Origin of the sequence: Marinobacter sp. LM1 (genome assembly GCF_042763285.1) — a bacterium.
Taxonomy (GTDB): domain Bacteria; phylum Pseudomonadota; class Gammaproteobacteria; order Pseudomonadales; family Oleiphilaceae; genus Marinobacter; species Marinobacter nauticus.
This window is the reverse complement of sequence record NZ_CP114373.1, coordinates 2127902-2142065: the sequence shown is the minus strand read 5'-3', so window position 1 is coordinate 2142065 and position 14164 is coordinate 2127902. Positions and strand designations below refer to the sequence as shown.

Below are 14164 nucleotides of genomic sequence, written 5' to 3'. Positions count from 1 at the left end.
TCACAATTTCACGCAGATATTCTTCATTTCGGTGTAGAACTCCAAGGAGTGCACACCACCCTCACGGCCAATACCGGACTGCTTGCTGCCACCAAAGGGTGTGCGCAGGTCCCGCAAGAACCAGCTGTTGACCCAGATAATGCCGGCTTCAATCTGGCCAGCTACCCGGTGGGCGCGGGTAATATTCTCGCTCCAGATTGCCGAGGCCAGGCCGTAAGGAAGACTGTTGGCCAACTCAATGGCCTCTTCTTCCGTATCGAACGGACAGACGTGAACACAGGGGCCAAAAATCTCATCGGTAATCACCGCAGAATCTTCCGGCAAACCGGTCCAGATTGTGGGCTGGACCCAGGCACCACCGGCCAGTTCTTCCGGCATCTCCGGAACACCACCACCGGTCACAACGGTGGCGCCGTCATCAACCGCCTTCTGATAGTAGGAAAGGACTTTCTCGCGATGTTTGAGACTGACCAGCGGACCCAGGTTCGCTTCGGCATCATCCGGCGGACCGATCTTAAGGCCTTCCGCGGCTTCCTTCAGCCGTCCCACAAACTCGTCGAAGATGGAGCGCTCGACATAAACCCGCTCGGTGCCCAGGCATACCTGGCCACAGTTGGCAAAGGCCGAGCGCATGGTGCCCTCGATCGCCTTATCCATGTCGCAGTCGGCAAAGACCAGGCCGGCGTTCTTGCCACCCAGTTCCAGGGAGATATCCCGGATTCCTTTGGCAGCGGATTTCATGATGATTTCACCGGTGGTGGTTTCACCGGTAAAGGTGAAGCCGTCTACGTCCTGGTGTTCAGTCAGGAAGGCGCCGGCGGAATCACCACCGAAGCCGTGAACGACGTTGTACACGCCGTCCGGTACGCCGGCGTCCTTCATCACCTCGCCCAACAAGGCCGTGGTGCTCGGAGTTTCCTCTGAAGGCTTGACCACGACGGTGTTACCGCAGGCGAGGGCTGGCCCCACTTTCCAGGTCATCAGCAGCAAAGGCAGGTTCCACGGGCTGATCACACCGATGACACCTTTGGGTCGACGCACCGCGTAGTTCAGCGCACCGGTGCCATCCGGAGTGGGCATTTCAAAGGATTCGGTGGGCACGTTCTTGATCATGTCCGCGAATACCTTGAAGTTGGCCGCACCCCGGGGGATGTCGATGTGACTGGCCATGGACTTCGGTTTCCCGGTGTCCTGGCACTCCGCCTCCAGAAACTCGTCAAAGCGGTCGTTGATGCCATCGGCCACCTTGTGCAGAATCCGGGTGCGCTCCTCCAGCGTCATCTTGCCCCAGGGACCGCGCAGAGCGGCACGGCCCGCTTTTACGGCCGCGTCCACTTCTTCCCGGCCGGCCTCGTGAACCTTGGCGATCACCTTGCCGTTCACCGGGTTGACGTTGTCAAACAGCTTTCCGCTGGCAGAACCCACGTACTCGCCGTTGATGTAGTGCTTGATCTCTTTCATTGCTGCTTAGTCCTGTTTCAATCGGTTCGGGATCAGGTCAAAACGGTCAGGAAGCGTTCGTTCAGCACACGATCGTGATAGAAGATCGCTTTACCCAACTCTTCTGCGTCCCATGTAACGGGCGGATGGTCCGGATAGTGGTAATCGCCTCCGGCGAATACCTCGTTGCGGTTACCGGATGGATCGAAGAAATAGATGGTTTGCCCATGAGTGAGACCGTGTCGCGTTGGGCCAATATCGATAGAAGTGTCCGTCATCGACAACAGGTCAGCAGCCTTTAGCACGTCGTGCCAAGTTTCAAGAAAGAAAGAAGCGTGATGAAATTTTCCGGGCTCATCACAGTGAATAAAAGCGACATCATGAGCCTTCATGCTAAGCGTCAAAAATTGGGCAACACGAGTGCCATCAGCAGCCAAAACTTGTTCAGCTAGATCAAAGCCCAACACTTCTCGGAAAAGCTTTAAGGTCTCTGACAGGTTAGGGCCGTACAAAAGACAATGATCGAACCGAGAAGCTGCCATCCCTACCAGCCCTCTCGGCCAAGCTTCAGGATTACGATTTCCAATTTCCCATTTACCGGTCTGCTTCTTAGTAGCAAAAAGCTCAAAAAAATGGCCGGTAGGCGCCCTGAACCGAACACGTCGTCCGCAGTCCTTCAGTTCGCCGGCCGGGATATCTTCGACTTGCAACCCAAAGTCCAAAAGCTGATCTCGAAGTTGATCGACCACCTCTTCGCTCACACACTTAAACCCCATAAAATCCATTCCAGGTTCATCAGCCTCCCGCAATACGACCGAAAATTTATCAACCTCCGTCCAAGCTTTTAAGTAAACACGGCCCTTATCATCGCGATCCATTTCGATTAGACCCATAAGATCCACGTAATGTTTAACTGCTTCATCAATATCAAGAACACGAATTTCTACATGTCCAGGTCTGATAACACCCTTTCTCATAAATCACCCATTTTTTTAACTGCAACAAAGAAAATGTCGCCTTTTGGATAACACCGACACGCTAAAACTATATTATTTTTTCTTTCTTTTAAGGAACATACCTTTAGACTCATCTTTCCCGTTTCATAGTCCCCCTTTACTACCTTGACCTTGCACACACCACACCCGCCGCCACGGCAACCAACCTTTATAATGTGACCCAAGCACCTCTCCGAGGCTTTTAGTAGAGTTTCACCATCAACAACAGTAAAGCTCTTAAAAATAGTAACCTCAAAAGCTTTATACCTATTCATAATCGAATAAACTCTTGTCTTTAAATCTCTTCCAATCCCCTAGCCTTAACCGATAACATTTCAGCAAGTGCTATCTGCCAATCACTTTTCATATCCAACCGACTAACTAACCACAGCTCAGAAACCAAATCTTTAGGAGCATCCTTGACGCATATAAGCTGTGGATACCTGTGCGCCAAAAATCTTGGAAGAATAGCAAGACCACCATGATCTGCGGAAAACTTTGCGCAAGTCTCAAGATCATCAAAAAACAATCTAGGCTGACCGGAAAACCCTAATTGATCCCAACTTATGTACCCGAAAACGAATTCATGGGTTTTATAAGAAAAGTCAATACTGGTTTCGATCAAATCGGACTTCTCGAATAACGCTTCCTCCCCATATTTTGAAACGACTTCCTTCACATAAATATCTGCACCATATACACCCAACCCGTAAGTCCCAAGCTTTCTAATCTTAATATTACTCATGTTATCTACAGGCCGAGCAAGCCGAAGCGCAAAGTCAAATCCCTCACGTTCTAAATTCACGAAACGAGCGTCACTAGAAATATTTAACCTAAACCCTGGATACAACTGCCTAAATTCAGAGAACACCTCTGAAAACATTGCAGAAAGAGAATAAGGCAACGATATTTTTATATTTGCCTCTTTATTACCAGGAGTTAGGCCAAAAAACTTTCGAGTTGCCAGCTCCATTTCAAGAGCCGCATCACGTATACCTTCAGCTCCTGGCGCTAAAACCCACTGATTATTTTCCCTAACAAACAGCGAATACCCCAAAGCCCCTTCTAAAGATTGAATCTTTCTCCGTAATGTCGAAGCATCAATACCTAAATTTTCTGCGGCGGATTGATAATCGTGATCCCTGTAAAGCGCCAAAAAGGCCTTGATATAATCCCAGTTAGCATTTTCATAATTCGAGCAGTGGGCCATATACCACCCCTATTTATCTTATTCGTCAAAGGAGACCTCAATATATTTTGATCTAGGCCTAGAACGGCATGCTAGAATCCACCCGTCCTCTTCGTCTGAAGAATCCAGGACAGCATTACTTTCCAGAATAACTTCACCGTGTAAAAGATTACAAATACAGGAACCGCAGTTCCCAACCCCACACGAGTTAGGAACATTCATTCCATTCCTTAACATTTCAGCTAAGATAAAATCATTCTCGGAACAAAAAATATCTTTCTTTTCTCCATTCAATAAAACTCGAACGGTTATATCTTTATCAGAGCTAGAGCTACCATTACTAATTTTATCCGGCAAAACACCTACAAAGGACTCTATAGCTATATCGCTTTTCGGAACGGCGGCTTTTTCCAGACACTTTTCGACACTTTCCATGAACGCAGAAGGCCCACATAAAAAATACTGTGACTCATTCACCTTATCAATGTATTCAAAAAAAGCAGAATCTGTTGGAATTCCATTTTCTTCGTCTAACCAAAGATCAATGGACAGCCTATCCGGAAAATCTTTTTGGAGCTGGAACAACTCCTCGGAAAAAATAACCGAATTTTTGTCAGAATTAGCATAAAACAGCCTAATTTTTGAATTATGTGCCAAAAGATTAGTTTTAATAATTGAGAATATTGGAGTTATACCACTACCACCTGCAAAAAATACGAAGTTAGTGTCCCAAACCTTTGGAAAGAAATCTCCGGCTGGAGACAAGCTTTCCAAAACATCGTCAACCATTAGGTTGTCACACAACCAGTTTGAGCCCTTCCCACCCTTTTCTCTTTTAACCGTGATCCGAAAAAGATCGTCAATATTTGGCGAGGAAGACAATGAATATGACCTAAACAAAATTCCTTCTTCGTGAGGAATTTTAACTGGCAAATACTGGCCCGAGATATAATTAATGTCGCCTTCACCCAGAAATTTCAGAAAAAAGGAATATGAATCCTTAGTTTCCGCCACCTTATCAACAACCCTAAATCTTAATACGTCCATAATCTTATCCAATCACAAAAAAAACGAATGATTACCCTGTGGTGCAGTACAATCGTTCAAGTTGATCTGCTTCATGCTGAGTCTGAGGTCACCACCACTGAAGTTAACAACATAACCATACCACCCACTTATAATTTGGGAGGTTTCGTTACGACTCTCATGAAGAACGAAGCTCGATCTCGCGAAAAAACAATCTTCAAATAGATCAGAACTCCATATTTCCGGAAAACTAACAACTCGGTTAGTTCTGGAAACAGGAATTTGCGAATATGCAACTCCAGTTTGAAGCCTAACTATTCGGTCCTTTAACCGTCTTAAATCATGAAACTCAAGTGTTATCTCTTCTGCTGGGGAGTTTGCGGGAGAACTCCCTGGGATCCAGTAACAGCCGTTTTCACTAAACAACGAGAGCCAGTCGTCGAACTTTCTCTGGTCCAAAAGTCTTGCCTCCCTAAGAACAAACGCTTCAAGCTCTCCGTTACGCGAAGGTTCTCCTAGCTCTTCCGGATTCGCTAATAGGTCCGAATAGGTTTTTATTTTCTTATAATATTCAAGATCTATTTTACTGGGATCACAGAACTTGCTATTAGATTCATTTATTTCGTTCATCTATAGAGTCCATTATTTAAAATCAGTTTCTTTAGTCATCAGCTCTTTCCAAATTTGAAAATAGCTACGACTATGAATTTCAGATGTTGGTTTATCATCAATGATATCGGTGTAACCCTTATCCTCGATGGATGACATATGCCGACTGATATCCACCCATTCAATTTCAGGAATGGTCTCGAGCCCTTCCTGACATGACTCAAAGTTGGCAGCGTCGTCTACCTCGCCCATGATGGGAAAATCTTCTTGTGTTCGCATACGGACTGCATTTAGCTCATCATCTTCATGATCCAACAAAGTTGCATACCAGTGCAGTACTGTTTTGTTAACGGATATAGGATCAATCACCTGAATCTGATTCCCGATCAGTAAGAGATTTGGAAATATGTTAAGATTCATTCCCGCACCAACTGCCATATCAAGATAGTCTTTAGGATCTCTCTTAAATTTACGAACATTATGTTCGAATGCTTCTCGACCCGGCTGTGGTCGCTGTTGATCCCATGCGGACTCTTTGTACATCTCCGGTCTTTGATCTATCACCGAATGTCCGTTTCCTAATGAATAGATCTTCATACCAGTTTCATCTGCATTTCCAAAATATTGCATGTCCCCACCGCCATGCCTTAGGTTTGTCATTTGAATTAACGATTGGTGAGAGAAAGGCACATGATATCCATCACCCGCATTATCAAAAACCAACTTCCAATTACAGGCAATTTCATACCGTTGAGCTGATTTGGAAACCCTGATTGATCCCCCCTGATCTAACCACTCGTCCAAATATTTTCGTGCATGTCCTAAATATTGATCTAAAGGAATAGCGGTTTCATTGCTCGTTCCGAAAACAAAACCACGATAGCTCTCTACTTTCGAAAGCGTGGTCATTGAAAAACTTTCTTTTTCGAATTGTCCTCCGTAAGCATTTGATCCAGGTATTACGAATGCTTTTCCGTTATTTTTAAATTTCCAACCATGGTATGGGCAAGTGAAAGTCTTTGAGTTCCCCGAATCATTCCTACAAACTTTAGCACCACGATGTGGACAACGATTTAAAAGAACCTGAAAACTTTCCTCTCCCTTCCTGATAACAATTAATGGTCGGCCCCCGATCCTAATCAGTTTATAATCGTCTTTTTTCGGAATTTGGCTTTCATGCAATAAGAAAACCCAATTATCACGAAAAACTCTTTCCATTTCCTTTTGAAATATTTCTGGGTCAGTATACACTGACCGGTGCACGCGACGTGGCTCAATAAGCTGGCTTATTTCTTTCATTATTAACCTACCAATTTACCTAAATTTATTTGCTTTTGTAGAACCATCTTTACCAATTTTCGTATCAGTTCAGGCGGTTTGTATCCTAAAATTTCTGCTCTAAAATGTTCGAGCTCACTTTCCTGAATGTTTCGATCGGCAAGATGGACCCTGAGAAAGTCGGTCTCCACCGTTTCTTTGCTTAACTCCGGATGGCCCTGAATTCCAAGCGCATATGGCCCCGGAGTAAAAATCTCAATAGACGTTGACTTAGATTCAGCAAGTATTTCAGAGCCAGGAGGGCAGTTGATAACACACTCCCCATGACTCTCAATTAAGCCTAGGTCTTGCTCGACAATTCCAACTACCTTTCGCAATGAGTCTTTAAATCTCAGCCTGTCTACACCAAACCTAAATTTTTTATTGAGATTTCTTCCAACATGGCCGCCAAGTGCTATAGCTAATGACTGGCATCCAAAGCAAATTCCCACAATCGGTTTTTCTTTAACGATTGCTTTTCTAATTAAGGTAAATAAATTTAAAAATCGCTCTGCGTCGTCATTTACAGAATATTCACTTCCGCTTATTACGAACCCATCATAGCGATCAATAACATCCTCCATTTCTGAAAAAGCGCTTACTAAATGCCAATCTGAGTTCGGCATTTCAAAAGCTTTTAACATCTCCTCTTTATAATCAAATCGTTCTTCTTCGGAGCACCAAACTAAAGCAAATCTTTTTTTCATACCGGATCTCAACTTCTATATTAAATTGAAATATTCCTTATGTTCCCAGGACGTCACTTTCCCAGACGGGTTCGCTGCTTCCTCACCCTCGGCTTCCACAAATCGCGCCCATTCATGTCTACGAAGCCTTATCCAATAGTTGATAAATGTTTCACCAAAGCAATCTCGAAAAAGAGATGACTTTTCCAGAGCGTCAAGAGCTTCTTTCAATGTGGCCGGCAGCATCGTTACTTTTGCATCGTATGGTGTTTCCTGTAGCTCCCCTGGATCCTTTTTGTTTTTAATTCCATCGATACCAGATACTATTTGTGAAGCCATATACAGATAAGGGTTCGCCGCAGGCTCTCCGATCCGATTTTCCACGCGGCTCGCATTATCTCCAACTGCGGAAATAACACGAATCATCGCTGCTCGGTTATCTTTTGCCCAAGCTTTTCGATCTGGCGCTAACGAATATGGTTGACGCCTCCGATATCCGTTAATGGTAGGTGTTGTAAAGCTTGAAGCAGCGCTACCATTTTCCAATAAGCCACCGGCGTAAGCCCGCCCTAATGCGGATAAAACTTCCCCCTCGCAGGGAACGAAAAGGTTCTTCCCGGTATGACTATCGACCAGCGATTGATGCATGTGCCACCCTGAAGCAAAGAAGCTATCTATCGCCGGCTTACACATAAATGATGCATGGTAATCGTTACGGTCACATATTTGTTTTATAGCTGACTTTATGAGCAACACAGCATCAGCCGCTTTCAATCCTTCCATTACGTCAAATGTTGTTTCCATTTGACTTGGAGCCCATTCATCTTCCATTGATCGTAAAGGCAGGTTTAGTTCGAGAAGACCTTTTCGAACTTTAGATATAATTTCGTCGACCTGATCAAGGTGATTTTCTAATAGATAGGAATAACCTTGCGCGATGGGTTGAACCTTGAATGGCTCTGGCTGAACGCCAGGTGCACCTAGGTTTTCGGGGTTAAGAGAGCGATCAATGATTTTGGTGAGATACCATTCGAGCTCAATTCCACACTTAAAGGTATAGCCCTCTTCGCTCAGCAGCTTCAGGGATTTTTTCATAATGCCACGGGGACATAGAGGAAACGGCTCTCCTGATTTCCAGTGAAGATCGGCAATCATCCAGCCTGTCTTATCTGCCCAAGGTAAAACTTTAAATGTAGTTGGGTCCGGAACCATAACAACACTTGGGCTTCCACTTAGCTCCGCAATTTCAAATCCGCCTCCGGGAGTAAATGGATTGAAAACAATAGAACTTGCCAAATCAAAAAAGAATGGAGCCATGGTTATTTCTGACCCCTCAGCGAATGCTGCTTTCAGAGCCTTTACCGTCAGGGCCTTGCCCCGTAGAAGTCCGTATTGGTCGGCCCAAGAAAGCCTTACCACTTCAATTCCCGAAGCCTCAATTTCGGCGATGACTTTATCCGCGGCTTCCGCTTGCTCTGTGGTCCAAAGGTTATGTCTTTCTATAAAGTTGTTTTTTTCGTTCATTTTGATTCCTTTATTTTTTAGTTTGGAAAAATTGACCCATGTCAATGTTAAAACTTTAGTGAACTTCTACATCTCACTCCATGACATCTGTGCACAACTGTTTTGCAAAAATGCAGTGGCGGTTTTCGGATACCGAGACTAAGAGATCCAGGTTTTGCGTCTCTTGGTCCATTTAAAACTGAAAGATCCCGGCTGAGAGGAAATTCAACTGGGTACAATGCCATCCGACGTTCTAGGGAGACTCTGAATAAGCCCCCGAAATCAGCGATAATACGGTCATCGTTAACCGCATAGGATCGTTGCGAGCATGGATCAGATCATCTTCTCCGAAGCCGAGTACAAAACCAAAAAGCCCAGAACCCGCCGCTAGATCTTTCTGGAACGGATGGATTAGCTGATTCCTTGGAAGCAGCTGGAGAAGAAAGTAGCCCGTTATTACCCCAAGGGTCAGAGCGGACGGCCTCCGTACCCGTTGTCTGCCATGCTGCGCGTCCGCTGCATGCAGCTGTTTATGAGGAGATTTGGAGAGCTTTACCACCATCGCCATTAGCCAGTTACCCATCGAGGAATGGCATGGCGTAATCGGTGACGCCATTCAGAATCAGCTCGTACACAACGCCGACAAGATCACTCTGCGGGAAGCAACCATGCGAAAACAGCAGGCAAAGTTGACGGCCACCGAGACTTCGGAGAAAGAAGAGAAACCCCGCGTCGCTACGCTCCGATGGGTGGCAGCCTTGCTCCGGTCCGAGTGGCAGGCTTCACGTGGAATGGGTGGCAACCTTCAGCGGTTTACGCAGCTGAACAGATCCTCCAAGGAAAGTTCACCGGATCCCAACGTGAACGACCTGAACTGTCGCAGTGCCTCCGTATGTTCCGAAAGGGAGATGTCTTGGTTGTCTGGAAGCTGGATCGTCTTACCCGTTCATTAAAGGACCTAGTTGTTCTCGTTGAGGAGCTTCACGAGCGTGGGGTAGGTTTCAAATCTCTGACCGAATCCATCGACACGACCAGTTCAGGTGGTCGCCTGGTGTTCCATATCTTCGGGTCCCTGGCTGAGTTTGAGCGTGACCTGATTCGGGAGCGGACGATAGCAGGACTTCAAGCTACCCGAGCCCGAGGGCGAAAAGGTGTCCGAAAACCAGCAATGTCGGATACCGACACCAAAAAAGCCGCAGCGATGTTGCTAGACCCAATGATTCAGCCCATTGATGCTTGGCCAGCTACAACTCTCAAGGGATCAGTTCTTCCGTTCAGTCGTGAGGGCCTGGCGGAAAGATAGTTTCCCGCTCCAATGTTCGCTTTTGTTTAAGAGCGGGCCTTCTCCATGAAAGCCCATTGAGTTTTATTCGAAAAAACGAACCAGGGCAGTGTATTCGACCCGGTTTACAGGCACGTCGTCTTGCTCTGCCGCCGATTGTACTTCGGCAAGTATAGAGTCCCGTAGCCAAAAGGATCTGGATTTGCCCTCGCGCGGGGAGGCAAGGTACTGGATCTTCTTGGTTTTTCTGTCCGCGATTAGTTTCTCCATTGCTTCATCGAACACTTCTTGCATTAAAACGTCATCTTGCACGGCCTTCATTTTGATTGCTCTGTGAAGGTCATCTGGCATTTTTACTTGTTGAAGGGTTCTCTCAGCTTTTTTCGCGGTCGTCATCTACTGCCTCACTGTTTGCACACCGGCGTGGCAATCATGGCGGCGTCCGGTGCTGCAACTGGTTAGAGAATTCAATCCAATTAATTACGATTGAATTTATAGTTGTGTACGAAACCAATTAATTTTATATGAATTAATCCGTTTGCGATATACAACCCAGCGCCAAAGGGCATGCAGGCTAGATGGTTTCAGGTAATGCAGTAAGTAGCGGGGATGGCTGGCTCTGATGTGCGAGAGGCAGTGTTATTTTAAAGGTGGCCCCATGGTCAGTGGGTTCCAGAACGATAAGCCCACTCATTTTTTCGATTAGCGTCTTGCAGATAGATAGGCCGAGGCCAAGGCCGCTTGATTTGTTGGAGTGGATGAACGGCTCAAAGATTTGTGAGCCAAGATGTGCAGGGACACCTGGGCCATTGTCGGAAACTGAGAGGGTTACAAATTGTCCTTCTTCATCAATTGCTCCCTGGATAACGATGCGGGGGTCGGCCACTGGTATCTCCAAAATGGCGTAAAGGGCATTATCGATCAGATTCCCGAGAACATGCATAAGCGCGGAGTCAGACGCCACAACCTCTACTTCGACGTCCCTCACAGAGAGCGTCACCTGGCTCATACGATCTGCGTTCAGTTTTGCTGCCCGCTCAATTACCTCCACCAATGATGTCGGTCTGAGCTCTAAAGATGGCGTCGCGGTAGGGGCAAGGAAATCTCTGAGTTCGCGCACCATCAGCTGAATACGTTGAAGCCCCTCTGTGGCGTCGGCCAAAGCTTCAACCCGCACGGCATCGTCACTGTGCTTAGCGGCCACACGAGCAGCAGACAGGGCGTAATTCAGAGGGTTCCCAATTTCATGGATGAGTGCGCCGGCAAAGTGGTTGAGTGTTCTCCAGCGCTCGGAGTGGATTAGCTGAGCCTCACTGGCTTTGAGTTCGCCGATGGCCTTTTCGAGTTCCCTGTTTTTGCTTTCCAGCAGTCTTTCGAGGCGAGTGCGCTGCACCAAATTGAAGACGCGCGTGGTGAGCTCTGGGCCCGAAAACGGCTTTGATAAAAAGTCATCAACGCCAAGCTTTAGAGCCTGCTCTTTAACATTGCTCTTTGTGTTCGCTGTGAGAAGTATTACGGGAATTGATCGCAGCTCTTTGCTTGCTTTCAACTCTGCAAGTATGTCGATGCCATCTTTGTCTGGCAGCATGTGGTCGAGAAGCACAGCCGAGGGTTGGCATTCACGTATGGTTTCAACCGCGGATCCCCCGTCGGCAACACAAATAATGTCGTAGCTGCTTTGGAAGAGGTCTATTAGGACTGCAGCGATGTCGTCCTCATCATCAACGATTACGAGTTTCGGGCGGGCGATGACGCCTCTATCCGAACTTTTCATGAGGTCGGCAAGCGATTTACGGAGAGCGATTGCATCAAACGGCTTTCCTAGAAATGCATCGGATCCCGCATCGATCGCCGCCTGTTTTGTTAGTGGATCGTTTTTAGCGGTCAGCATAATGATCGGGACTGTTTGGCCATTCGGCTGGCGCCTGCACCAGGCAACAAACTCTGCACCACTCATTCCAGGAAGCATCTGATCACTGATCACGCAGCTTGGCCTGGTCTGCTCAAACAGCTTCTGGCCCTCGTAGGCGTCTACGGCGATCTGTACCTCGAATTCCGACGCCAACACTGTTCTGATATAGGCGGCCATATCTGGCTCATCATCAACAACGAGACACAATGGCTTATTGCCGGCGCTCACGGCAGATCGTTGTTCGAAGCTGTTGAGACAGTCAACTTCTGCACTTCGGAAGAGGTCAACTCTTTCATCCTCTGTCGAGAAGGTTTCATCGATTACCTGGTTTGTAATAGGGAAGGAGACAGTAAACGTAGCTCCAAAATTGGGTTTGCTGGAAACATCGATGCTTCCGCCATGGGCTGAGACGATCTCTCTAACGAGGGCCAATCCTATACCTGTTCCGTGGTACCGGCGGGTCTGCGAACCGTCGGCTTGACGGTATCTCTCGAAAATTACTTTGTGGTCTTTCGGGTCAATGCCAATGCCATTATCTTTCACGGTAAGCACCGCCTTGCTCCCTTGCCTGACCAGGGACACGCTGACTTCTCCGTTTTTTGCTGGCGAAAACTTGTAGGCGTTCTGTATGAGGTTAAAGCAGACACGTTCCAGCTGCATTTCACTGCCCATCACGGGAATGACCTCATCACCAATGTTTACTTGGAGTTTCCGCCCACTTTGAGAGTGGAATAGAGCCGAGAGTTGGTCCGCCGTGGATTTAACGACGCGATCAAAGGCTAGTGGTGAGAGTTTCGCGTGCTTTTTGCCGGACTCAAAGCTCATCACTTCAAGAACATCATTCACCAGCTTAATCAATCGGGAGCCATTTCTGACGATTCGCTCGATAACCTCGCGGGAATGCTCGGACAGTTGGTTGCCCTCGTTTTCCAGCAGGTGTTTAGCAGGACCAACGATGACTGTAAGGGGCGTGCGGAGCTCGTGGGAGACGTTAGCAAGGAATTCTGATTTCAGGCGGTCCATTTCCTTCAGCTCGGAATTCTTCCGCTGAATTTCCTGCTCTTGGCAAAACGTATAAAAACGCTCTCGCTCTGAAAAGTAAGCAGCAATGTTGGCAACTACACCGGTGAGAAATATGAAGTAAGAATTATTAATCACGATGCGCCAAGCACCGTCAGGGATTCCGGAGGCTGCGCTTACAGCCAAATAGCTTGCAAGGGTTAAACAGGTGTAGAACAGCGCTTCTTTGAATGAGAGCCCCAACATAAATCCGATGCCGAGCAACACAAGATTGATGCCGGCATAGTAGGTCGAAGTCGCTCCATCAGTCTGATAGATAATGATCACTACCGTTAAAATAACCGATGAAGTGAAGGCTGTTGTGACCAGGAATAGAGTAAGCGCCAATAAATCCGCACCTGTAGCTGACGCCCGAGTTTCGCCACACTGATTCCTGCTTTCACATTAAGGAGGAATCTGATGACTACCCCTGATTTACACCAGTTCTGGCAACAGACGCTGTCGGACTGGCAGGCTTCGGGCTTGTCCGGTGCAGCCTACTGCAAACAAGAGTCGCTTGTTTATCATCGGTTTGTCTACTGGCGGCAGAAGCTGACCGGCCGTGCCGAATCCAGTGATGAACCGGTTCAAGCTCGATCCGGATTCACTCGCGTGACTCCGACTCCGGATGCCGGAGTCGGTTTGACCGTGTCACTGCCCGGCGGCGTATCGATCACCGGTCTGCATGCCGGTAATATCGATTTGCTGGGTGCCGTCTTGAGACAGCTGTGATGCGTCACCGCTATCTGCGCCCTTCCTGGGATCTGCCGGAGATCTACCTGTACCGAAAGCCCATCGACTTCCGCAAGCAGGCCAACGGCCTGGCCCTGCTGGTGGAACAGGAACTGGGGCACAGCCCATTCTCCGGTGCACTTTACGCCTTCACCAACCGGCAGCGGAACAAGATCAAATGCCTGATGTGGGAAGACAACGGCTTTGTGCTCTATTACAAAGCCCTGGCTGAGGAGAAATTCAAGTGGCCAGGGCCTGCGGATGAACTGATGCCGCTGACCGGTGAACAGATCAACTGGTTGTTGGACGGCTACGACATCAGTCTGTTGCGGGGCCATAAAACCCTGCACTATGAGAGTGTCGGATAGCCCTTTTTGCATTACGTTTTAGGTGTGCCAGGGCATTGTTTTTGCT

At 47.4% G+C, this 14164-nt stretch carries 15 protein-coding genes; 4 read left to right on the top strand and 11 right to left on the bottom strand.

Annotated elements, in window-relative coordinates:
* From OZ656_RS09995 to OZ656_RS09955, 9 genes are read right to left on the bottom strand one after another with little or no spacing between them, the layout of a single operon-like run.
* Positions 1-1461, bottom strand: coding sequence for a 2-hydroxymuconic semialdehyde dehydrogenase (locus OZ656_RS09995; RefSeq protein WP_379945191.1), 1461 nt, complete (start codon positions 1459-1461; stop codon positions 1-3).
* Positions 1462-1493: 32 nt separating this feature from the next.
* On the bottom strand, positions 1494-2417 hold the full coding sequence (locus OZ656_RS09990; protein ID WP_374813055.1) for a catechol 2,3-dioxygenase: 924 nt from the start codon (positions 2415-2417) through the stop codon (positions 1494-1496).
* Positions 2414-2710, bottom strand: coding sequence for a 2Fe-2S iron-sulfur cluster-binding protein (locus tag OZ656_RS09985; RefSeq protein WP_374813057.1), 297 nt, complete (start codon positions 2708-2710; stop codon positions 2414-2416). The genes OZ656_RS09990 and OZ656_RS09985 overlap by 4 nt, the downstream gene beginning before the upstream one ends.
* Before the next feature lie 20 nt (positions 2711-2730).
* Positions 2731-3645: a LysR family transcriptional regulator gene (locus tag OZ656_RS09980; protein WP_374813059.1), complete on the bottom strand. Its 915-nt coding sequence runs from the start codon at positions 3643-3645 to the stop codon at positions 2731-2733.
* Positions 3646-3663: 18 nt separating this feature from the next.
* Positions 3664-4671 (bottom strand): ferredoxin--NADP reductase, encoded by a 1008-nt coding sequence (locus OZ656_RS09975; RefSeq protein WP_374813061.1) that lies wholly within the window; start codon positions 4669-4671, stop codon positions 3664-3666.
* Between the two features lie 12 nt (positions 4672-4683).
* Positions 4684-5280 (bottom strand): aromatic-ring-hydroxylating dioxygenase subunit beta, encoded by a 597-nt coding sequence (locus OZ656_RS09970; protein WP_374813063.1) that lies wholly within the window; start codon positions 5278-5280, stop codon positions 4684-4686.
* Between the two features lie 12 nt (positions 5281-5292).
* On the bottom strand, positions 5293-6558 hold the full coding sequence (locus tag OZ656_RS09965; RefSeq protein WP_374813064.1) for a Rieske 2Fe-2S domain-containing protein: 1266 nt from the start codon (positions 6556-6558) through the stop codon (positions 5293-5295).
* Positions 6559-6560: 2 nt separating this feature from the next.
* Positions 6561-7283 carry a type 1 glutamine amidotransferase gene (locus OZ656_RS09960; RefSeq protein WP_374813066.1) on the bottom strand — a complete coding sequence of 241 codons (723 nt, stop codon included), beginning with the start codon at positions 7281-7283 and terminating at the stop codon, positions 6561-6563.
* A gap of 15 nt (positions 7284-7298) precedes the next feature.
* Positions 7299-8786: a glutamine synthetase family protein gene (locus tag OZ656_RS09955; RefSeq protein WP_374813068.1), complete on the bottom strand. Its 1488-nt coding sequence runs from the start codon at positions 8784-8786 to the stop codon at positions 7299-7301.
* 521 nt (positions 8787-9307) lie between these two features.
* Between OZ656_RS09955 and OZ656_RS09950 the strand changes: the two genes are divergently transcribed.
* Positions 9308-9718 (top strand): hypothetical protein, encoded by a 411-nt coding sequence (locus OZ656_RS09950; RefSeq protein WP_374813151.1) that lies wholly within the window; start codon positions 9308-9310, stop codon positions 9716-9718.
* Complete coding sequence (locus OZ656_RS09945) at positions 9640-10068, top strand: recombinase family protein (protein WP_374813143.1); 429 nt, start codon at positions 9640-9642, stop codon at positions 10066-10068. Before OZ656_RS09950 ends, OZ656_RS09945 begins: the two co-directional genes overlap by 79 nt.
* 63 nt (positions 10069-10131) lie before the next feature.
* Here OZ656_RS09945 and OZ656_RS09940 read toward each other — a convergent pair whose 3' ends face one another.
* Together OZ656_RS09940 and OZ656_RS09935 are read right to left on the bottom strand one after the other, a co-directional pair.
* The gene (locus OZ656_RS09940; RefSeq protein WP_153634967.1) at positions 10132-10443 is read right to left on the bottom strand and encodes a hypothetical protein; all 312 of its coding nucleotides are present in this window, start codon (positions 10441-10443) and stop codon (positions 10132-10134) included.
* A gap of 178 nt (positions 10444-10621) precedes the next feature.
* Entirely contained in the window at positions 10622-13366 is a 2745-nt protein-coding gene (locus OZ656_RS09935; protein WP_379945190.1) for an ATP-binding protein, read from the bottom strand.
* Positions 13367-13438: 72 nt separating this feature from the next.
* Between OZ656_RS09935 and tnpA the strand changes: the two genes are divergently transcribed.
* Together tnpA and tnpB are read left to right on the top strand one after the other, a co-directional pair.
* Positions 13439-13750, top strand: a complete 312-nt coding sequence (tnpA, locus tag OZ656_RS09930) for an IS66 family insertion sequence element accessory protein TnpA (RefSeq protein ID WP_114435617.1) — start codon at positions 13439-13441, stop codon at positions 13748-13750.
* Positions 13750-14118: an IS66 family insertion sequence element accessory protein TnpB gene (gene tnpB / locus OZ656_RS09925; RefSeq protein ID WP_114435616.1), complete on the top strand. Its 369-nt coding sequence runs from the start codon at positions 13750-13752 to the stop codon at positions 14116-14118. Before tnpA ends, tnpB begins: the two co-directional genes overlap by 1 nt.
* Positions 14119-14164 lie beyond the last annotated feature (46 nt).